At 65.7% G+C, this 19,970-nt stretch carries 15 protein-coding genes, 1 tRNA gene and 1 other RNA gene; 8 read left to right on the top strand and 9 right to left on the bottom strand.

Annotated elements, in window-relative coordinates; all coding sequences use genetic code 11:
- Window positions 1-5: 5 nt before the first annotated feature.
- The 3 genes from HNQ08_RS11350 (at window position 6) to HNQ08_RS11340 (ending at window position 3,984) form a co-directional block, all read left to right on the top strand.
- The gene (locus HNQ08_RS11350) at window positions 6-530 is read left to right on the top strand and encodes a hypothetical protein (RefSeq protein ID WP_184131755.1); all 525 of its coding nucleotides are present in this window, start codon (window positions 6-8) and stop codon (window positions 528-530) included.
- 113 nt (window positions 531-643) lie between these two features.
- Complete coding sequence (gene ung / locus HNQ08_RS11345; protein WP_184131752.1) at window positions 644-2,941, top strand: uracil-DNA glycosylase; 2,298 nt, start codon at window positions 644-646, stop codon at window positions 2,939-2,941.
- Complete coding sequence (locus tag HNQ08_RS11340; protein WP_184131749.1) at window positions 2,941-3,984, top strand: DNA topoisomerase IB; 1,044 nt, start codon at window positions 2,941-2,943, stop codon at window positions 3,982-3,984. Before ung ends, HNQ08_RS11340 begins: the two co-directional genes overlap by 1 nt.
- 10 nt (window positions 3,985-3,994) lie before the next feature.
- On the opposite strand, the gene HNQ08_RS11335 is transcribed toward HNQ08_RS11340, so the two are convergent.
- The 4 genes from HNQ08_RS11335 to HNQ08_RS11320 form a co-directional block, all read right to left on the bottom strand.
- Entirely contained in the window at window positions 3,995-4,666 is a 672-nt protein-coding gene (locus tag HNQ08_RS11335) for an amino acid ABC transporter permease (protein ID WP_184131746.1), read from the bottom strand.
- Between the two features lie 148 nt (window positions 4,667-4,814).
- Window positions 4,815-5,591: a transporter substrate-binding domain-containing protein gene (locus tag HNQ08_RS11330; RefSeq protein WP_184131744.1), complete on the bottom strand. Its 777-nt coding sequence runs from the start codon at window positions 5,589-5,591 to the stop codon at window positions 4,815-4,817.
- 89 nt (window positions 5,592-5,680) lie between these two features.
- The gene (solA, locus tag HNQ08_RS11325; RefSeq protein WP_184131740.1) at window positions 5,681-6,838 is read right to left on the bottom strand and encodes an N-methyl-L-tryptophan oxidase; all 1,158 of its coding nucleotides are present in this window, start codon (window positions 6,836-6,838) and stop codon (window positions 5,681-5,683) included.
- A gap of 78 nt (window positions 6,839-6,916) precedes the next feature.
- A complete protein-coding gene (locus HNQ08_RS11320) occupies window positions 6,917-7,678 on the bottom strand; it encodes a transporter substrate-binding domain-containing protein (protein WP_184131737.1) in 762 nt (253 codons plus the stop codon).
- Between the two features lie 201 nt (window positions 7,679-7,879).
- Here HNQ08_RS11320 and HNQ08_RS11315 point away from each other — a divergent pair, with 201 nt between their 5' ends.
- Window positions 7,880-9,721 (top strand): menaquinone biosynthesis decarboxylase, encoded by a 1,842-nt coding sequence (locus HNQ08_RS11315; RefSeq protein ID WP_184131734.1) that lies wholly within the window; start codon window positions 7,880-7,882, stop codon window positions 9,719-9,721.
- Between the two features lie 226 nt (window positions 9,722-9,947).
- On the opposite strand, the gene HNQ08_RS11310 is transcribed toward HNQ08_RS11315, so the two are convergent.
- Window positions 9,948-10,029: transfer RNA gene (locus HNQ08_RS11310), tRNA-Leu, on the bottom strand.
- A gap of 67 nt (window positions 10,030-10,096) precedes the next feature.
- Window positions 10,097-10,449, bottom strand: a transfer-messenger RNA (tmRNA) gene (gene ssrA / locus HNQ08_RS11305).
- 636 nt (window positions 10,450-11,085) lie between these two features.
- Between ssrA and HNQ08_RS11300 the strand changes: the two genes are divergently transcribed.
- The 3 genes from HNQ08_RS11300 to hemW all read left to right on the top strand — a co-directional run bounded on the left by HNQ08_RS11300 (window position 11,086) and on the right by hemW (window position 13,700).
- The gene (locus tag HNQ08_RS11300) at window positions 11,086-11,958 is read left to right on the top strand and encodes a sulfurtransferase (protein WP_184131731.1); all 873 of its coding nucleotides are present in this window, start codon (window positions 11,086-11,088) and stop codon (window positions 11,956-11,958) included.
- A 19-nt stretch (window positions 11,959-11,977) separates the two neighbouring features.
- Complete coding sequence (locus HNQ08_RS11295; protein ID WP_184131728.1) at window positions 11,978-12,472, top strand: hypothetical protein; 495 nt, start codon at window positions 11,978-11,980, stop codon at window positions 12,470-12,472.
- Window positions 12,473-12,536: 64 nt separating this feature from the next.
- Window positions 12,537-13,700, top strand: a complete 1,164-nt coding sequence (hemW, locus tag HNQ08_RS11290; RefSeq protein ID WP_229789954.1) for a radical SAM family heme chaperone HemW — start codon at window positions 12,537-12,539, stop codon at window positions 13,698-13,700.
- A gap of 52 nt (window positions 13,701-13,752) precedes the next feature.
- Here the strand turns inward: hemW and HNQ08_RS11285 are convergent, their stop codons facing one another.
- Together HNQ08_RS11285 and HNQ08_RS11280 are read right to left on the bottom strand one after the other, a co-directional pair.
- On the bottom strand, window positions 13,753-14,589 hold the full coding sequence (locus tag HNQ08_RS11285) for a YdcF family protein (RefSeq protein ID WP_229789956.1): 837 nt from the start codon (window positions 14,587-14,589) through the stop codon (window positions 13,753-13,755).
- Window positions 14,586-15,737, bottom strand: coding sequence for a mechanosensitive ion channel family protein (locus tag HNQ08_RS11280; RefSeq protein WP_184131727.1), 1,152 nt, complete (start codon window positions 15,735-15,737; stop codon window positions 14,586-14,588). Before HNQ08_RS11280 ends, HNQ08_RS11285 begins: the two co-directional genes overlap by 4 nt.
- A 57-nt stretch (window positions 15,738-15,794) precedes the next feature.
- Here HNQ08_RS11280 and HNQ08_RS11275 point away from each other — a divergent pair, with 57 nt between their 5' ends.
- Entirely contained in the window at window positions 15,795-16,451 is a 657-nt protein-coding gene (locus tag HNQ08_RS11275) for a DUF305 domain-containing protein (protein WP_184131724.1), read from the top strand.
- A 115-nt stretch (window positions 16,452-16,566) separates the two neighbouring features.
- On the opposite strand, the gene HNQ08_RS11270 is transcribed toward HNQ08_RS11275, so the two are convergent.
- Window positions 16,567-19,929 (bottom strand): DEAD/DEAH box helicase, encoded by a 3,363-nt coding sequence (locus HNQ08_RS11270; protein WP_184131721.1) that lies wholly within the window; start codon window positions 19,927-19,929, stop codon window positions 16,567-16,569.
- Between the last annotated feature and the right edge of the window lie 41 nt (window positions 19,930-19,970).

Genomic DNA, 19,970 nt, shown 5'->3' with positions numbered 1-19,970 from the left:
CAGGCATGGGCGTGGCCCCGCGTGTCCTGCTGACCGGACTGGGGCTGGCTGGGCTGACGCTGGCCCAGTCGGCCCCTGGACCAGCGCCAGTCATCAGGAACGGTGTGAGCTTCGTCATGGCGCAGGATCTGGTCAAGGTCAGCCTGCAGGGCGGCAAGCGCGTGGAGCAGTTCATCCAGAGTCCCCGCGCCGTGCAGTCCGGCGACATCCTGCGTGAGGAGATTACCGTGCGGAATGTCCGGGGCAAGGCGATTGCCCAGGTCACGGTGGGGGTTCCCATTCCCCGCGAAACCGTCCTCAGCGGTGGGGTGACCCCGGACAGCGCGCGCTGGACGGTGGCCTACAGCGTGGACGGAGGCCGCACGTACAGCCCGAAACCGACGCGGGGCGTGACCGTCACCGAAAACGGTACGGGCATTACGCGGCAGCAGCCCGCGCCGCCGGAAACCTACACGAACGTGCGCTGGACGGTCACCGATTTGAAAAAAGATGAGACCGTGAAGCTGGGTTTCCGGGTCAGGGTCAGGTAGGTTGCTCTGTCAGGGTGGGCTGCCCCAGGAGGGGTGGTCCGCCTTCAGATTTGGCTAAGCCCCAACCGGTGTCTTCTTACCGTCCCTGTTGCAACCGTGCACAAGACTGCGGCGTGCCTCTCTCCGCACATTCCGGTCCTGTTCAGCTCGTATGGTTCAAGAAGGACCTGCGCGTGGCTGACCATGCGCCGTTGCGTGAGGCGGCGGCGCGCGGCCCAGTCCTGCCGGTGTTTGTCTATGAGCCGGAGCAGCTTGGGCACGAGGAATTTGCCGGCTCGCACCTGACCTACCTGAATGATTGTCTGCGGGAACTGGACGCCAATCTGCGCGGCCTGGGAACGCCCTTGGTCCTGCGGCACGGCGAGGTGGTCGACGTTCTGGAGAGCCTGAGCCGTGAGGTGCTCCTGGCTGGCCTCTGGGCGCACCAGGAAACCGGCAACGGTGTGTCCTTCGCGCGGGACCGTCGCGTGCGGCGCTGGGCGCGGGCGCGCGGTCTGCCGCTGACCGAGCTGCCGCAGAACGGCGTGGTGCGCGGCTTGAAGAACCGCGACGGTTGGGCCGATGCCTGGGAGGAGCGGCTGGGCACGCCGCCCCTGCCCGCCCTGGAGGGACTACGTGGCATCGCCATTCCGCCCTGCCGCATCCTGTCGCACGCCGAACTGGGGGTGGAACCGAACGACAAAAGGATTCCTCCCGGCGGCGAGTCGGTGGGCCGCTCCATCCTCCATTCCTTCCTGACCGTGCGCGGCGTGAACTACATGCAGGAGATGAGCAGTCCCCTGAGCGCGGAGGAAAGCTGTTCGCGCCTGAGTGCGCCGCTGGCCTTTGGCACGGTGTCCCTGCGGACCGTGGTGGGGGCCACCCGGCAACGGCTGGCTGCCGTGCGCGGCGACAGCTGGGCTGACCCGCGCTGGCTGCGCTCCCTGCGCAGTTACGAGAGCCGTCTGCACTGGCATTGCCACTTTATGCAGCGGCTGGAATCCGAGCCGGGGATGGAGTATCGCAACCTCAACCGCGCCCTGGACGGTCTTCGTGAGGACGACTGGAATCCAGAGTTCTTCGATCGCTGGACCCACGGGCAGACCGGCTACCCGCTGATCGACGCCTGCATGCGGATGCTGCGCCAGACGGGCTGGCTCAATTTCCGCATGCGGGCCATGCTGGTGTCTTTCGCCAGCCAGCACCTGTGGCTGCACTGGCGGCAGCCCGGGCTGTTCCTGGCGCGGCAATGGCTGGACAACGAGCCCGGGATCCACTGGTCCCAGATGCAGATGCAGAGTTCAACCGTGGGTATCAACCGTGTCCGCATCTACAGCCCCACCCGGCAGGCCAGGGAGCAGGACCCGGAGGGCATATTCATCCGCCGCTGGGTGCCGGAACTGGCGGACGCGCCGGGTGACTTTCTGCACGCACCGTGGGAGTGGAGCGGGGCGGCTCGCCTGAACTATCCCCCCCCGGTGGTGGACGAGAACAGGGCGGGGAGGCTGGCCCGCGCCCGGATTGCCGCCGCCCGGGCCTCTCCCGAATTCGAGGCCGAGGCCCGGCGTATCTACCTCAAGCATGGCAGCCGCAAGAAAGCGGTCATCCGCGCCGAACGGATCGCACAGGGCCTGCCCCCCACGCCGCAAAAAAAGACCTCTGCCAAAATTCCCACCCCCAGGAGACTCCCCATGAGCGATCAGCCTGACCTTTTCGGAAACACACCAGACGCCGCCAAGCCCATCATTCCTGCCGGACTGCCGCAGTCGTGGAAGGGCGCGCTGGCCGCTGAGTTCGCCGCGCCGTACTTTCACGAACTCAAGGACTTTCTGGTGGAGGAACGCGCAACGCACACTATTTACCCGCCCGCCGCCGACGTGTTCAATGCGCTGCGTTTCACGCCGCTGGATCGGGTCAAGGTCTTCATCCTGGGCCAGGACCCCTACCACGGCCCCGGTCAGGCGCACGGCCTGAGTTTCAGCGTGCGGCCCGGCGTGCGCGTGCCCCCCAGCCTCCAGAACATCTACAAGGAGCTGCAAACCGACATTCCCGGCTTTACGCCGCCGCGCCACGGTTACCTGCGGGCCTGGGCCGAGCAGGGGGTGCTGCTGCTGAACGCCGTGCTAACCGTCCGCGCCGGGCAGGCCAACAGCCACGCCAACAAGGGCTGGGAGGGGTTTACCGACGCGGTGATCCAGGCGGTGAACGCCAGGGAGGAGCGGGTGGTCTTTGTGCTGTGGGGCGCGTACGCCCGCAAGAAGGCCAAACTGATTACCAACCCCCAGCACGTCATCGTGGAATCCGCTCACCCCAGCCCGCTGAGCGTTACCAAATTCATGGGCACCAGGCCCTTCAGCCGGGTGAACGCCGCACTGGAGGAGGCCGGGGAAACGCCGATCGACTGGCAACTCCCCATGCAGGCGGAGGAGTGATGCCGGGCCGTACCGACCTCCTGCAGGAGGAGTACCTGCGCCGCGAGGGCAACGATCCGAAAAAATTTAAGTACTTCTGGCCAGATGGAACGCCCTACCAGGATGAGGACGGGATCTCGCGCATCGCCAGCCTGGCCGTGCCGCCCGCCTACACCGACGTGTTTGTCTCGCCCGACGCCGACGCCGAGTTGCAGGCCTTTGGCCGGGACGCCGCCGGACGGCTGCAATACCGCTACCATCCCGATTTCGTGCAGGCCGGGGCCCTGAAGAAGTGGCAGCGGCTGACGCGTTTTGCCACCGCGCTGCCGACGCTTCGCGAGGTGACCACCGGCGACCTGCGCCTCCAGGGCCTCCCGCCGCGCAAGGTGATGGCCCTGATGACCCGGCTGCTGCATGTCGCGCATTTCCGGGTGGGCAGCGACGCCTACGCCCGGCGGCACAAGACCTATGGCCTCAGCACCTTGCGCCAGCAGCACGTCACGGTGGAGGGCAGCCTGGTCACCTTCCACTTCCGGGGCAAGCACGGCATCGAGCAGCACAAGGCCACGCGCAACGCCACGCTGGCGAACAACATCGGGAAACTCCTGGAACTGCCCGGCCCGTGGCTGTTCCAGACGGTAGCAGAGGAGAGCCGACGCCGCGTCCACGCCCCGGAGCTGAACAATTACCTGAAAGAGGTGATCGGCCCTTTCACGGCCAAGGACTTCCGCACCTGGGGCGGCACGCTGCTGGCGGCCGAGTATCTGGCCGAGGCTGGCGTGGCGGAGACCGAGCGCGCGGCCCGCAAGGTGCTGGTGGAGTGCGTCAAGCATGTGGCCGAGGATCTGGGCAACACGCCTGCCGTCACGCGCGGCAGCTACATCTGCCCGGTGATCTTTGACCGTTATCTGGAGGGCAAGGTGCTGGACGACTACGAACCCCGTGCCGGACGCCTCCCCGCGGAACTCGAAGGCCTGAGCCGCAGCGAGGCAGCCTTGAAACGGCTGCTGGAGAGCGAGAAAGCACTGAAGCAGGGGAGAGTCAGGCGGGCGCGGGCAGCCTGACCCTGACCCGTTAGCTTCCCCGCGAGAAGCGCCGTTCCAGCCGCCGCTGCACCACTTCCAGCGCGCTGGAGATGGCCCAGTAGATCAGCGCGGCAGCCAGGTACGGACCGAACGGCTCGAAGGTGCGGGCGATCACCAGTTGCGCGCTGCGCAGCAGTTCCACCACCGTGATCACCGACACCAGCGAGGTGTCCTTGACCAGCCCGATCAGGCTGTTGCCGAGACTGGGCAGCGCCACCCGCGCCGCCTGCGGCAGGATCACCAGCCGCATGGTTTGCGCGCGGCTCAGGCCCAGGCTGTAGGCGGCCTCGCGCTGGCCCCTGGGAATGCTCAGGATGGCGGCGCGCATGGTCTCCGACAGGTAGGCAGCGGCGTTCAGGGTCAGGGCCAGGACTCCGCCCACCACCGGACTGAGGGTGATCCCCAGGCTGGGCAGCCCGTAGTAGATCACGAAGATCTGCACCAGCAGCGGCGTGCCGCGGATGAACGACACGTACAGCGACGCCAGTCCGCGCACCGGTCCCGGCGCGTACAGCCGCAGCAGCGTCACGATCAGGCCCAGCGGCAGGCCCAGCACCATCGCCGCCAGCGCGAAGCCGATGGTGAGCTGCGCTCCGACGAGCAGTGTGGGCACGGCGGCCCAGGCACTTTGAAGAATCAGTTGTAGTTGTTCGGTGTTCAATGGAGCGGCTCCTTCTGTGGTCCGGTTCAGGGCTGGAAAGTGGGACGGTCAGACCGTAAGGAGGCGGCTTCCCGTTGACCCTTATTCCCCCAGCGCAAGCCCCTCCCAGTCTGACGGGGAGGGGCGAGGTTTTCTGCAGGTCGGAACTTCAGGGTTTGCTGACGTCCTGCCCGAACCACTGCTGACCGATCTTTGCCAGCGTGCCGTCGGCTTTCATGCTCTTGAGCGCGGCGTCTACCGCCGCCTTGAGTCCCGTGTTGGTCTTCTTCATCGCTATGCCCATGCTGTCCACCGAACCGGCGTCGCCGACACCCTTGATGGGCAGGCCCTGCGATTTGGCCAGGTAGCCGATCAGCAGGCGGTCGTTGTAAATGGCGTCCAGGCGGCCACTGGCCAGGTCTGCCAGGTACTCCGGGGTGCCAGGGTACGTCACCACGGTGATGCCGCCCGCGTCGCGCAGGTCCTTCTCGAACACGGTGCCCAGCCCGACGCCCACCCGCTTGCCCTTGAGGTCCGCCAGCGTCTTGTACTCCTGTCCCCTGGTGCTGTGGACGGCGATCTGCGGGCGGCTGAAGACGTAGGGATCGCTGAAGGCGATGCTCTTCTGCCGCTCGGCGGTGATGCCCACCTGGTTGATGATCACGTCGTATTTATTGGCCTGCAATCCTGCCAGGATGCCGCTCCACTCGGTCAGCACAAATTCGGGCTTGAGGCCCAGCTTGGCCGCCAGCGCCCGCGCCACATCCACGTCAAAGCCAGTCAGATTACCCTTGTCGTCCTTGAAGGTAAACGGCGCGTAGGTGCCTTCCACGGCGATCTTCAGCACGCCTTTGGTGAGCGTGGGCGCGGTCTGGGCCAGCGAGGACGTGGCGATCCCGAAGATCAGAGCGGTGCCCAGAACGACCGTGGAACGGAGTGCGCGCATGGTTTCTCCTTGATGACGGCCTACTGTTAGGACCGCTGAGAGGGGCGGAGGACAGCTTCACTGGCAGGACAGGAAAGGAATGGGTCTTACTATAAGCCTCCTGTCAGGGGCTGTTCCCTCGCGGTCTGCCATCCAGCCCCGGAGGGCAGCGCGAAGCGCGGCAGGTGCCAGGGATGTCGCTCGCCCAGCGCCTGAGCTGCCAGCAACTCGCCCAGCAGCGGCGTGAACTTGAAACCGTGGCCCGAACACGGCGAGGCCAGCGTGACCTGTGGGCAGTCCGGATGCGGCGCGAGAATAAAATCGCCCCCCGGCACGCGGGTGATCAGGCAGGTCTGGCGTTCCATGACGGCGCTGGCGCCTGGCAAAAAGCGCCGCATGAACGTGTCGGACGCCTCGATGACCCGCGCGGGGACCTCAAAGGTGCGGGTCTCGCCAGTGGTGACGGGGCGCACCACGTCCACGCCCAGCTTCACGCCGGGGACGTCGAATGCTGGAAAGCCGTACGCCTGAAATTCGTCGTGGGTGATGAACACCGGAAAACGTTCCGGCCCAAAGGCGCTCAGGTTGTCCGGGCGGTAGAAGCTGGAGGCCGCCAGCGTTACGCTCAGCACAGCCTGTAACTCCGGCACCAGGCTCGGCAACCACGCCCCCGCCGCCACGATCAGGTGATCACAGGTCACCACGCCCGCGCTCGTCACGACGGTGGGGCGCTGGCCCGGTTCGATCTCCAGCGCCAGCACGCCTTCCTTGACCTGTGCCCCGTGGTGGCGCGCGAGGTCCGTCAGCGTCCTCAGGGTCCGTTGCGGACTGACGATGCCCGCCTCGGGCGAGTACACCGCTTCCCAGTCGGAGGGCACCTGCCACTGCGGGTAGCGCCGGGCCAGTTCACGGCGGCTTATGCGTTGTGGAGACACCTCCAACGTGCTCAAGGAAGCGTAAACCGCTTCCAGACTGGGCGTTCCGGCAGGGCCGAGATCCAGTCCCCCAGTCTGCCAGTACAGTTGCTGGCCCGACTCGCGTTCCAACGCCCGCCATGACGCCAGCGCTGCCTGCGCCAGTCCGGCATAATCCGGTTCCTCGTAGGCCAGCCGGAAGATCCGCGACGGCCCGAAGCTTGAGCCGCGCTCGTGGCCGACATGGAACTGTTCCAGCAGCAGCACGTCCTGCCTACGTCTGGCCAGCGCATAGGCCGCCGCGCTACCTGCCGCCCCCGCCCCGATCACCACAAACTGGACATGCTGCCTCATCTCCCCAGTCTAGAGTCCATCAACATGAACAGCGCCGCCCGCAAAATGGAGGGGGCGGCGCTGCAGTGCAGAGGGGCTTCAGGGCTTGCTGACGTCCTGCCCGAACCACTGGCGACTGATCTTGGCGTAGGTGCCGTCGGCCTTGAGTTGCAGCAGCGCCTTGTCAATGGCCGCCTTCAGCCCGGTGTTGGTCTTTTTCACGGCAATGCCCACCGCTTCCGGCTGGCCGATCACGCCCGCGCCGCGCACTGGCAGCCCTTCTTTCTTGATCAGGTAACCCACCAGCAGGCGGTCATTGTAGGCCGCGTCCAGACGGCCAGCAGCCAGATCCGCCAGGTATTCGGGGGCGCCGGGGTAGGTCACCACGTTGATACCGCTGGCGTCACGGAGCTGTTTTTCGAAGTTGCTGCCCAGGCCCACGCCCACGCGCTTGCCTTTCAGGTCCGCCAGCGTTTTGGGCGCGAAGTTGCCCGTCTTCTTCACGATGATCTGCGGCGAGGAGTACGCGTAGGGCGCGCTGAAGCCGATGGCCTTTTCCCGCTCCGGCGTGATCCCCACCTGGTTGACGATCACGTCGTATTTATTGGCCTGCAGTCCCGCCAGAATGCCGCTCCATTCGGTCAAGACGAACTCGGGCTTCAGACCCAGCTTGGCCGCCACTGCCTTCGCGATATCGACGTCGAAGCCAGTCAGGTTGCCCTTGTCGTCCTTATAGGTGAAAGGCGCGTAGGTGCCCTCCATCCCAATTTTCAGCACGCCCTTGGTCAGGGTGCTGGGTGTCGTGGCGGCAAGACTGCTGGAAGCGAGAACGAGGGCGGTCATTAGGAAGAGGTGCTTCATAGAACTCCTTGGGGGGTTGAGAGGACAGCACATTGCGAAGGGACAAGGCCCTTTCCGAGCAACATCCTAGTTTACAAGAAAGGTCAACTGATTAGGCGTGTCTATGCACGGCTGATCTTGATCAAATCGTTATCTTCGGCCCTGGCCCCATCCCGCCTTCCGGTACGGTTGACCCGCCCCCGCCGCCCTATGCTGCCCCACATGGCCTTTCCCGACATCCAGAGCTTCATGCGCCTGCTGGAAGAACGTGGCGAACTGCTGCGCGTCTCGGTGCCCGTCAGTCACGAGCTGGAAATCACCGAGATCGCCGACCGTCTGGTGAAGTCCGGCGGCCCGGCAGTGCTGTTCGAGAACGTTCGTGGCAGCGACCACCCCGTGGTGATCGGCCTGATGGGCACCCGCGAGCGCACCGCCCTGGCCCTGGGCGTGGGTGACCTGGACGAGCTGGCGGCCAGGGTGCGGGCCTTGATCGATCTGAGCGGCGGCGGGAGCAAGCTGGGCCTGCTGAGTAACGTGACCAAGCTCAAGGACGCCATGAACCTGCCTCCCAGGCGGGTCAAGACTGGTCCGGTGCAGGAAGTGGTGTGGCGCGGCGACGAGGTGGACCTGTCGCGCATTCCGATCCTGAAGTGCTGGCCGCTGGATGGTGGACCGTTCGTCACTCTGCCCCTGGTGATCACCCGCGATCCCGAAACTGGGGAGCGCAACATGGGCATGTACCGCATGCAGGTCATGGGCAGGAACACGACGGGCATGCACTGGCAGCGTCACAAGACCGGCACGAAGCATCTGGAGAAGGCCAGGCAGCTGGGGCAGAAGTTGGAGGTGGCCGTTGCCATCGGCGGCGATCCGGCACTGATCTACGCGGCGACCGCGCCTTTGCCCCCTATTCCCGGCCTGGACGAGTTCGCGCTGGCCGGTTACCTGCGCGGGCAACGCTACCCGGTGACCAGGGGGATCACGGTCGATCTGGACGTGCCCGCCAACGCCGAATTCATTCTGGAAGGCTACGTCGATCCCTCTGAGGACTGGGTGATGGAGGGGCCGTTTGGCGATCACACCGGTTTCTACACGCTGCCTGACCTGTATCCGCTGTTCCACGTCACCGCCGTGACCATGCGGCAGCAGCCCGTGTACCCCGCCACCATCGTGGGGCGCCCGCCGATGGAGGACGCCTACCTGATCGAGGCCTCCGAGCGGCTGTTCCTGCCCGCTGCCCAACTGATCATTCCCGAGATCGTGGATTACCACATGCCGCCCGCTGGGGTGGCCCACAATCTGGTGTTCGTGAGCATCAAGAAGAGTTATCCGGGCCAGGCGTACAAGGTGGCCAACGGCCTGTTCGGCCTGGGGCAGATGATGTTCGCCAAGGTGATCGTCGTGCTGGACGAGGAGATCCAGGTCAATGATTTCGAGGCGGTCTGGCGCGAGGTGGCCGCCAGAGCCGTGCCGGGCCGCGATACCCTGACCACGCGCGGCCCCATCGACGTGCTGGATCACAGCAGCCGAGGCTGGGGCTACGGGGGCAAACTGATCATCGACGCCACCACCAAGCGCCCCGAGGAGATCGGCGGGGCCGAATCCAGTCGTGATCTTCAGGCAGGCGATCTGGCGCACGAAACGGTGTTCAGGCCGCACGTCGCCGCCGAATTGCCGGACTTCGAGGGCGTGGTGGCGCAGCGCCAGACCACGGATGGCTACTGGCTGGTGGCCCTGAAGAAAACCCGCCCCGGTCAGGCCGAGGAACTGGCGGGTGCCTTCGCCGCCCATCCCGCCGCCGCAGGAGTGCGTCATCTGCTGATCTGCGACGAATTCACCGATGTCAACAACATCCAGGACGTGTGGTGGACGATCCTCAACAACATTGATCCGGAGCGGGATGTGGTTCAGCACGGCGGCCTGCTCGCCTGGGACGGCGCGCGCAAGCTGCCTCAGGAAGGCTTTGTGCGCCCCTGGCCCCCCAAGATCACGATGGACCCGGCGGTGGTGGACCGGGTGGACACCCTGTGGCACGTTTACGGCTTGCCAGAACGGTGGCGTTGACGAGACCTCCAGGCAAGCGTTCAGGACCAGCAGACTGATCCGCACCTCCCCGTGGCGCGCCGTGAGCCGCTCAATCGCATGAACTGCGTCGATCACGGCTGCCAACTCGTTCGCCGTTCTCTGGATCATGTCATTAAAACGGCACCAAGACTCTCGATATTGATCAGGGGTGACTTTCAGCGATAGGAATAGAAAAAGCCCCGCATCACGCGGGGCTTTTTCTATCTGGTGCCGAGAGCGGGACTTGAACCCGCACGGTTTCCCGTTCGATTTTAAGTCGAATGCGTCTACCCTTCCGCCATCCCGGCCCAGGCCTTTGCAGGCACATTCAATATAGAGAAAAACCCCGCCGGGGGTGGCAGGGTCTTCTCGGTCTGGTGGAGGTGGGCGGAGTCGAACCGCCGTCCAAAAGTTCGTCCAGCGTGCGTCTACGTGTGTATCCCGCTGTTTAATTGTCGGGTCAGGGGCCACCAGCGGGCGGGTTTCCCCCTTCCTTATCCTCACTTATTTTCGCCGTCAGCTATGAGGTCTTGCCTGGGCTAGCCTTCTTTTGTTTCAGCTCGCGCGACGCCAAAGGCGGGGCTTCACGGTCACTGGCTTAGCTTAAGCAGCGTAAGCGAATTCGTTCTGGTTGCCAGTTAATGGCTTTACCGTTTTTTTACGAGGCCAACGGTATCCTCGACACGCAACATCACCTTCAGTTCCCCTGTCGAAACCGGGTCACCCCCAAAAGTGTTGTATCGGCTTTCACCGACAGCCATAGTCTATCAGGCAAGGGCGAAAAGCGTATAGTTCATTTCCACTATTTCCCCCACCCGGCAGTCTTTTTCTTGCGTTTAGACTTGATCTCCTCCTACAGATCTCCTTTCATTGCCATCAGATACGCATGGGCCAGATGTTCAGTCTGCCCCTTGGCAGGGGCGGCAAACTATCTACCGGATCGACTGCTAGGACGCTTGGCTTGCTCATTAGGACGGCGTTGGTCAAGGTGACTTTGTGGTCGCCGAAGTCATTGTGCTGACAGTCGTCGGTTCGCGCGTGCGTATCGGTAAAGCTGCTGGCATGAGTGACGTTGCGCCGCTGTTGTCCTGACACCCCACATCACCCAGGGTCTGCCTGCCGGGGAAGGCAACACTTGAGGCATAAATCGGACCCTGAGTTGAGGCAACACGAGCCTTCTATGCAGCCACACCGCTAGATGGGCCAATTAACCGCCATGTGACAAGGGGTTTTGAGGCCCAATGAATGGATTTGACACCGCCTGTATTGCACGCTATCTTTTGATTATAACCGTCCGCGAAGGGCGGGTTTTTTGTTTTATACCCTTTCGAGGCACTGCTGGGCCGACAGTGTAGCCTGCGCTCATGACCCAACCCGACTCGCCTCTGAAATCTGCCGAATGGCTGGTGGAGCATGTGCAGGATTCCAATCTGCGCTTGCTGGATTGTCGCTACGCCCTGAGCGATCCGCTGGTGGGTCGCATCGCCTATCTAGAGGGCCACATTCCCGGAGCTATCTACGCCGATCTGGAAACGGACCTGAGCGGACCCGTGCGCGAGGACGGCGCGGGCGGACGTCACCCGTTGCCCGATCCAGCGGCGCTGGCAGAGTGGCTGGGAAGTGTGGGGATCGGCAATGACAGAGTGGTGGTGGCCTACGACGATCCGGCAACCGGCCAAGGTTTTTACGCCGCCCGCGCATGGTGGCTGCTGCGCTGGCTGGGGCACGCGCAGGTCTACGTGCTGGACGGCGGCTGGCCCGCTTATCTGTCGGCGGGCGGTAGGGTGGACACGGCGGATGCCGAATACGCACCCGTCTCCTTTGCTCCGGACGTACAACCCGGCATGGTGGCCGATGCAGACGAGGTGGCCAACCGCGCTCCCAACACGCTGCTGATCGATTCGCGCGCTCCGGCCCGTTACCGAGGCGAGACTGAACCCCTTGACCGGAAAGCCGGACATATTCCGGGAGCGGTCAATCGCGACTGGAGCGGCGCGCTGGACAGTGCAGGGCGCTGGCACGACGGTGAACGGCAGGCCGCGCGGCTGGAGACGGACGAATCTTCCACCATCACGTATTGTGGCAGTGGCGTGAGCGCCACCCCCAACCTGCTGGCCCGGGAGCTGGCAGGCGTGCCGCTGGGACCGGATAACCGTCTATACGCTGGATCATGGAGCGACTGGGTCAGCGACGACGCGCGGCCTGTGGCAGTGGGAGAGGAGGAGCAGGGCGGGTAATCCGCCTATTCTGGGCGTCATGCAGCACACCCGCACCTGGACCGACATTTACCGCAGCGCCCACGCCAGCTTCGAGGGCCGCGCCGGAGGGCACCCCTGGCTGGTGGCCGCGCCTGCCGAATTGGCCGCCGATCTGCCCGCCGCTCTGGCAGCTGTGGACGGCAAGGGAACCGTGGAACTGATCGTCCACGACGGCCTGACCCCGTTGTTGGCTGCTCTGAAGGAAGTGACGCCGCGCGGCGTCTTGATCATCGGCAAACAGGCACTGGCCTCCGGGCCGGAAGTGACGGTGCCTGAAACCCTGATCTCCGACGCGGGCGGTGTGGAATACGCCGAGGGCGGCACTTTTCCAGCCTGGGCCGCGTCCACAGAACTCAAGACGGGCAAGCGTAAGGGGCAGAATGCGGCGGCCTCGGCAGTGGCCTCACTGGACGTGCCGGTGGTGGTGACCACGGCAGCCACCGTGCAGAGGACCTTGGAGGACTGGATGGACAGCACGCCGCACGGACGCTGAGCAATTCAAGCCCCGCCGCCAGGCCTCACGGTCCCGAACTCTGCCCGCGCATAGACTCCATGCAGTGAGCCGTCCTGTCCCCCCTTTCCCCACGCTGAACGCCCCCATCCTTGATGGCACGGTGCGCCACCTGTACGTCCACGTTCCCTTCTGCCCAAGCATCTGCCCGTATTGCGATTTTCATGTGCTAACGCGAAAGAGCGGGCAGGTGGAGAAGTACCTGGAGCGGTTGGAGGCCGAGGCGGCGTGGCTGGCCTCCCAGTACGACATCGATCTGGACACCGTATACCTGGGCGGCGGTACCCCCAGTTTTCTGCGCGACGCCGAGATCGGGGCGCTGGTGGGCAGCGTTCGCCGTCACCTGGGCTGGGGAGCAGCGGAGAACACGCTGGAGATCAACCCTGGCACGGTCAGCCCGGCCAGGGCAGCGCTGTGGCGAGAACTGGGTTTTGACCGGGCCAGTGTGGGCGTGCAGAGTCTGGACGACGCCACCCTGAAGTTCCTGGGCCGCCAGCACGACGCGGCTGGGGCACGGGAGGCCGTGACCACTCTGATCGGCGCGGGCTTCCGGGTGTCCGGGGATCTGATCACCGCCGTGCCCGGGCAGCCACTGGACAGCGACGTTCACGGCCTGGTGGACTTAGGCGTGGACCACATCAGCGCGTATACCCTGACGGTCGAACCCGGCACCGAGTTCGCCCGGCGCGGCGTGACGGTACACGAGGACGACGAGCGTGCGGGCTTCGAGCGCACTGAGGCGCTGCTGACTGCCCACGGTTTTGCCCGCTATGAGATCAGCAACTACGCGCGCCCCGGTCAGGAATCGCGCCACAACCTCGCGTACTGGAACAACCGGACCTACCTGGGGTTGGGGCCGGGGGCGGCGGGACAGTACCCGCTGGCTCCGAAGTCCGGGGGAACGCTGACATCGAGACGCACCAATCCCCATCTGCACACCTGGCTGACTGGCGAGCAGGGCGAGCCCGAGCCCATTGATGCCGAGGAGTACGTTACCGACGCGCTGTTCATGGGGCTGCGGCTTCGGGCGGGTCTGAATCTGAATGACCTCTCAAGGCGCAGTGGGCTGGACGTGCGGGCACGCTACGCGCAAGTCATCGCCGCTCAGGTGCAGCGCGGCTGGCTGGCACTGGACGGCGCATACCTGCGGGCCACGCCTGCGGGCTGGTGGGTGCTCAACCGCGTGGTGACGGACTTTCTGGAGGCATGAATCACCCTTTCAGGCTCACTTTCCTGAACCCAGAAGAGGCGCCCCCGAACCTCTACCGCTCCGGCGTTCCACCCACAATCAGCTTGACCCGCGAGAGCCCTTCGTACAGCACCGTTCGCAGCGCGTACAGCCGGTCTGAGGGCAGCGGCAGCGTGGCATCGAAACGGGTTTCGGGGGCCGGAACGCTGACGACACTGACCCCCCCGGCTTCCAACTGGGCGGCGAAGATGCCTGTTGCGCGGCGCGAATGACTGGGACTGGTCACCAGAAGAATCTGTTTCCAGTTGCGGTCTCCGGCGAGATCGCGCACGCGGGCCGCCTCGTCGCGGGTGGTGGTGACGTTGCCGAGGGTCACGACATCTGGCCCGCCCAGCGGGTACAGCGCCCGGATAACCTCGCGCTCGATGGCGCTCATCTTGGGGCAGGTGGACGAGAACAGATCCGATTGCTCGGACACGGTAACGACGGGGGCATATCCGGCCCGCCACAGGGCCAGCCCTGCCAGCAGGCGCGTCTGACTGCTGCTTTCCAGCCCCCGGGTGCCGCATTGCACGCCGCCCCCCAGAATCACGATGGCGTCGGCTTTCTGCGGGGGTTGCGACAGGGTCAGGGCGTCAAGGGGGACGCGCAACACGGGCGTCAGCAGGCACAGCGCCAGGAGCAGCGACAGAGCTCCAGCACCCAGATACAGGATGCGGCGGCTGACGGCGAAGGCTCCGGCTAGGCCCCCGGCCATGATCAGGAACAGCAGGAGGCCTTCGGGTGCGCGGACCTCGCCCAGGAACGCGGCCAGTGTGCTCAGCGCCGCGCCGATCGCCGCGCCACCCAGCACGCGGCGCCAGACAGAACGCGAGCTGGGACGGTTGTGGGGCGGAACAGGGTGGGTCAATGCTCCTCACGCTGGGGCCGGGCCGGACGGTCCAATGCGGCGGGCAACAGCGTCTCCAATCCCTTCGCCCCGTCGATATGGAGCTGAAGGTGCGGAAAGGGAATGTTCATACCGCTGGCCTGCAAGGCTTCCTTGGCCGCCTCCAGCATCTGCATGGAGATAACCGGGTAGGAGGCAATGTTGGCCTCGCTGACCCAGAAACGCATGATCACGTCCACGCTGGACGCGCTCAGTTCTCTGACCAGCAGCAGCGGGGCCGGGCTTTTCTCGACCCTGGGATGCGCGGCCATCACCTCCAGCAGAATGCGGCGCACGTCCTCTACCCGCTCGCGGTACTCCACGCCGATCTGCACGTTCAACCGGAGCGGACCGCCCGCCGTGAGGTTGACCACCACGGCACCGGCCACGTCCTTGTTGGGAATGGACACGAATTCGTTGTCGCGGGTGCGGATGCGGGTGGTCCGCAGGGTCAGGCCGCTGACCTGGCCCTCCTGATCCTTCACGCGAATCCAGTCACCAATCCGGAAAGGCCGGTCCAGCAGCAGGGTCACGCCGCTGATCAGGTTGGCAAGGATGTCCTGCGCGGCAAAACCCACCGCCAGTCCCAGCACCCCCAGACCGCCCAGGATGGGCAGCAGGTTGACGTTGAACTGCTGGAAGATCAGGTAGATGCCGCTCGTTGCCCAGACCACCCGCACGACATTTGTCATCAGCAGGTTCAGGCTGGCGTCCAGACCCCAGCGCCGGGTCTGGCGGTGCAGCACGAAATCCAGCAGGGTCCAGCCCACGTACAGCAGCAGAAGCAGGGCGTAGACCCGGAAGATGGCCGGGCCATACTTTGCCAGCAGAGGAAAGAGCGCCGAGGCCGAGATCAGCACCAGCATCAACAGGGTCAGGCGCAGCACCAGCCGCAGAATGCGGTGCGTCACGGGCTGGGCCTCGGGCGGTACGATGCGTCTGACCACGCTGTGCAGGGCGCGTGAGATCCCCCAGAACACCAGCGTGTACAGCGCGGCCAGCGCCAGCGCCAGCAGCAGCGACGGGCCGTACTCTGCGGCGGATTGCACGGCGTCGTTCCAGGCCTTGATCACCGTGCCGGAGATGGTGTCCACGCCCAGCAGGCGGGAGGTGTCGACTTCATTCGCCATCGCCCACAGTTTACGGTGGGACACCCGGGACCGGAGGGCGCCCGTATACTGCCCGCCATGTCCCGTCTGAACGCGCCCAGCAACACGCATCGCCGGGTGCTTCTGTCCATCCTCCTGCTGCTGGCGGTGGCTCTTGCCGCCCTATTGCTCGTGCCTCGCCTGAACCTGTCAGGGGACAGCGGTCCCGCCGAGGGCAGCACGGAGGTCCGCTTCGTGCGTGAGATGATCCAGCACCACACCCAGGCCGTGGATCTGGCCACTCGCATTCGCGAACGGGGCACCGATCCCGCCATCCGTACGCTAGCGCTGGACATCCTGCTCTCTCAGCAAGAGCAGATCGGGCAGATGCACGGTTGGCTGACCCTGTGGAAGCGTCCCTGGGGAGGGCCGGGGATGTCGGAAGCCCACGCCCGCAGCATGGGCATGGCAACCCCGCAACAGGTAAAAGGGCTGAATACCCTGCCCCCCGCACAGGCCGAGACCACCTTTCTGCAACTGATGACCCGCCACCATCAGGGGGCGCTGATGATGGCGAAACCTGTGCTCAACGCGGACACAGACGTGCGCCCGGAAGTGCAGGCGCTGGCCCGGCAGATTGAAAGCTCCCAGGGGGCCGAGATCAGGACCATGACCGAACTGCTCAAAGAGCGCGGGGCCGCGCCGTTGCCCGCACCGCAGGGAATGGATGGAATGGAGATGGACCACCAGCATTGAGCTGAGGGGTTTTTCGCTTACGCTCAGGCAGATCGTTGCAGCCACTCCGACCGTTTAGGCCAGCCACTCGACGTCCCGGAGCGAGGCGCCTAGGAAGTGGGGGAGGGGAACCTGCCTACGCCTCCACGCCCTCCTCTTCCTCCTCGTTTTCCAGCGGAGCGAACAGGCGGTCCAGATCGTGGGCGGTGAGCTGCGTTGCCTCACTCAGGCCACCGTCCAGAATGCCGCGCGCCAAGCTGGCCTTGCGGGCCTGCAATTCCAGAATGCGCTCCTCCACGCTGCCTGCGGCGATCAGCTTGTATACGAACACCGGCTTGTCCTGCCCGATGCGGTAGGCGCGGTCCGTGGCCTGGTCCTCGGCGGCGGGGTTCCACCAAGGATCGTAATGGATCACGGTGTCGGCTGCCGTGAGGTTCAGCCCCACGCCCCCGGCCTTGAGGGTGATCAGAAAGACATGCGTATCGCCGCGCTGGAAGGCGTCGATCTGCGACTGCCGGTCCTGGGTCTGCCCGGTGATCATCGAGTATGGGATGCCCTGTTCCTCAAGCCACGTTTCCAGATGGCCCAGCAGGGTGGCAAAACCACTGAAGATCAGCACCCGGCGGCCCTCCTCAATCATCTGCGGCAGGTTGCCCTGCAACCAGTCGAACTTCGCATTGCCCTGCACTTTACGGGCCGCCTCCAGCTTGACCAGGCGCGGATCGGTGACCGCCTGGCGCAGCTTCAGCAGGGCGTCGAGGATCGCGATGGTGCTGCGGGCCAGTCCACGCGCCTGCAACTCCTCACGGACGCGACTTTCCATCGTGACGCGCACCGTTTCATACAGGTCACGCTGATCGCCGTCCAGGGTCACGCGCACCGGGATCTCGGTCTTGGGCGGCAGTTCGCGGGCCACGTCACGCTTCTCGCGGCGCAAGATGAAGGGGCGCACGCGGGCGGCCAGCGCGGCGCGGCGCGAGGCGTCCCCACGTTTCTCGATGGGGGTGCGGTACAGCTCGCGGAAGGTCTTCTCGTCGTGCAGCAGGCCCGGCGACAGGAAATTGAACTGGGACCACAGCTCGCCCAGATGGTTTTCCAGCGGCGTGCCGGTCAGGCACAGGCGGTGCCGGGCGTCCAGGCTGCCCGCCGCCTTGGCCGCCGCCGTCTTGTTGTTCTTGATGTTCTGCGCCTCATCCAGAATCAGCAGGTGATAGGGAAACTGGCGCAGCTCATCTAGGTCGCGTGGCAGCAGCGGGTAGGTGCTGAGGATCAGGTCATGGTCCCCGATCTCGCCGAACAGTTCGCGCCTTTCCTTGCCGTGCAGTGTCAGCACTTTCAGGCCCGGCGCAAATTTCTCCGCCTCCGCCTCCCAGTTGCCAATTACCGAGGTGGGCGCGATGACCAGGCTGGGCCGATCCGCGCGGCCCGCATTCTTCTCGGTCAGCAGGTGGGCCAGGGTCTGCACCGTCTTGCCCAGCCCCATGTCGTCGGCCAGAATGCCGCCCAGCTCGTACTCGCGCAGGAACTGCAACCATGCCAGGCCCTGCAACTGGTAGGGACGCAGTTCGGCGTTCAGGCCCTTGGGCGCGGCCACCGGCTGAACCCCCCCGAAGTCGCGCAACTTACGCCCCAGTTCCAGCAAGCGCTCTGCGCCTACCCAGCGGGCCTTCAGAGCTCCCTCCAACTCGGCCAGTCGGGCGGCGTCCAGCAGGGGCAGCCTCAGCGGACCAGCCGGCAGATCACGCAGGTTCAGTTCTACCAGAACGCCCAGGATGGCCCGGATGCGCCCGGCAGGCAGCGCCACGCGGCGGCCATCGCCCAGCGCGGCGAACAGGGTCTCGTCGTCTTCCAGCGCGGCCAGCGCCTCGGGCGAGAACAGTTCGGGCTGGCGGGCGATCAGGTCGGCCAGAACCGGAATCAGGCTGACCCGCTCGCCGTCCACCACGATCCCGAGGTCCAGCGTGAACCAGCCGCCGAAGGAGTCGTCGGCCTCGCCGTACCAGTCGCTGATCTCGGCGAAGTTGAGGGGAAAGTCGGGATGGATGTGCAGGGTGAAGCCCTCGGCTTCAAGCTCCGCGCGTCCGCCGCGCATGAAATCCATCCAGGATTCCTCATCCCCCAGCGTCAGCAGGTCCTGCAGTTCGGCGGGGAAGGCGTATTCGTCGAACGTGGCGGCCACCGTGTCAAAGCCCGCCCGGCCCAAGGCGCGCTCGGCCTGAAGCTCCTGTGCGCGGTCACGCGGGATACGGGTCAGCACGCCGTCACGGTAGACAGTGGGGTTGGGGGTCTCGGACAGACTGCCCGGGGCGTCCGGGACCAGCAGGCCGCCGTAAGCGTGCTTCAGCTCGGCCACCGCCAGGGTCTGCTGTTCCTCGCGCATCATCCAGCGGTCCGGGACCGTCACGGTTGCGACGCGGCCCATCAGGTGTAGTTGCGGCGTGTAGGGCAGGGCTTCCTCGCGTACCCTGACCGTCTGCGGAATCGGCAGCCCCAGCCCCGAGGCAGTGATGGCGTGCGCCAGCGCCGTGGCCTGGGAGGGCTGCAGCGTGGGGCCGGACAGAAACCGGGCGGTCTGTTCCGGTGGGGCGTCGGCCACCACCCGCGACATCAGGCCAGCGTTGGGCTGCACGGCCCAGGGCTTGGGGGTGGGCAGCAACACCGCGTCGGGCACGTCTGCAATTTCAAGCGACGGCGACTGCGCCCCGCGCTCGTCGGAGGTCCAGCTCAGGGTGCCCCGCAGTTCAGGACCGCGCGACAGGGGGCGTTCGGGACGGTCCCAGCACAGCCGTCCGCTGTCCAGCAGCGACTCGATTAGCAGGTCGCCTGCCGGGTGACCGCCAAGCGCATGTAACTCCTCGGCGTAACGCCCCGGTTCACGGGCGGGGGTGGTGGCCAGCTCCAGCAGCCGCAGCAGATCGGCGTCGCGGCGCACGAATGAGGGGGCCGTGGACAGGCTGCGCGGCACGCTGTACGTCTCGGCGGCGCGTAGATCGGGCACCTCGCCGCGCACCGGGAGCCGCATCAGCCGCAGCGCCACGCGCCGGGCCGAGGACGTGCCGTTGGATGGCGGGAGCAGACGCAGCACGTAACGCAACTCGAACTGCCGCCCGCGTGACGTGCTGTGGCCCGGCGCACCGAATCCGGCCAGCCACTGCTGCGTCCGGGCGTCCAGGGCTTCCTCGGTCTGAGGCGGCCCGGCAGCGGGTGTGGCCATGGGCCGTGGGCCGTCCGGCGGGTCCGTCGCCAGCACCAGTGCGGCGACGTGGCGGCAGCGGTAGCGCCCACAGGTACACGACGACGCCCGCAGCTGAGGATCCGGGGGCGGTAGCAGTTCCACCGACGCCTCGTAGGCCACCCCGTTCTCGGTCACGGTGCCCTGCGCCCGCCAGCCCAGATCTGTCCACTCGCGGCGCACGTTCTGCACCGCTTCCTGTCGCAGTGCCAGTCCCTGCGCCGCCGTGTCCAGGCCGAAGCCGGGCGGCAGGCGACTGAGCTTCATGCCGTCACCTGACGCACAGACCACAGGCCACTGGCACCCAC

The sequence above is a fragment of the Deinococcus humi genome, from assembly GCF_014201875.1.
GTDB classification, from domain to species: domain Bacteria; phylum Deinococcota; class Deinococci; order Deinococcales; family Deinococcaceae; genus Deinococcus; species Deinococcus humi.
Note: the sequence above shows the minus strand (reverse complement) of the source record. Positions and strands in the feature narration are given on the sequence as shown.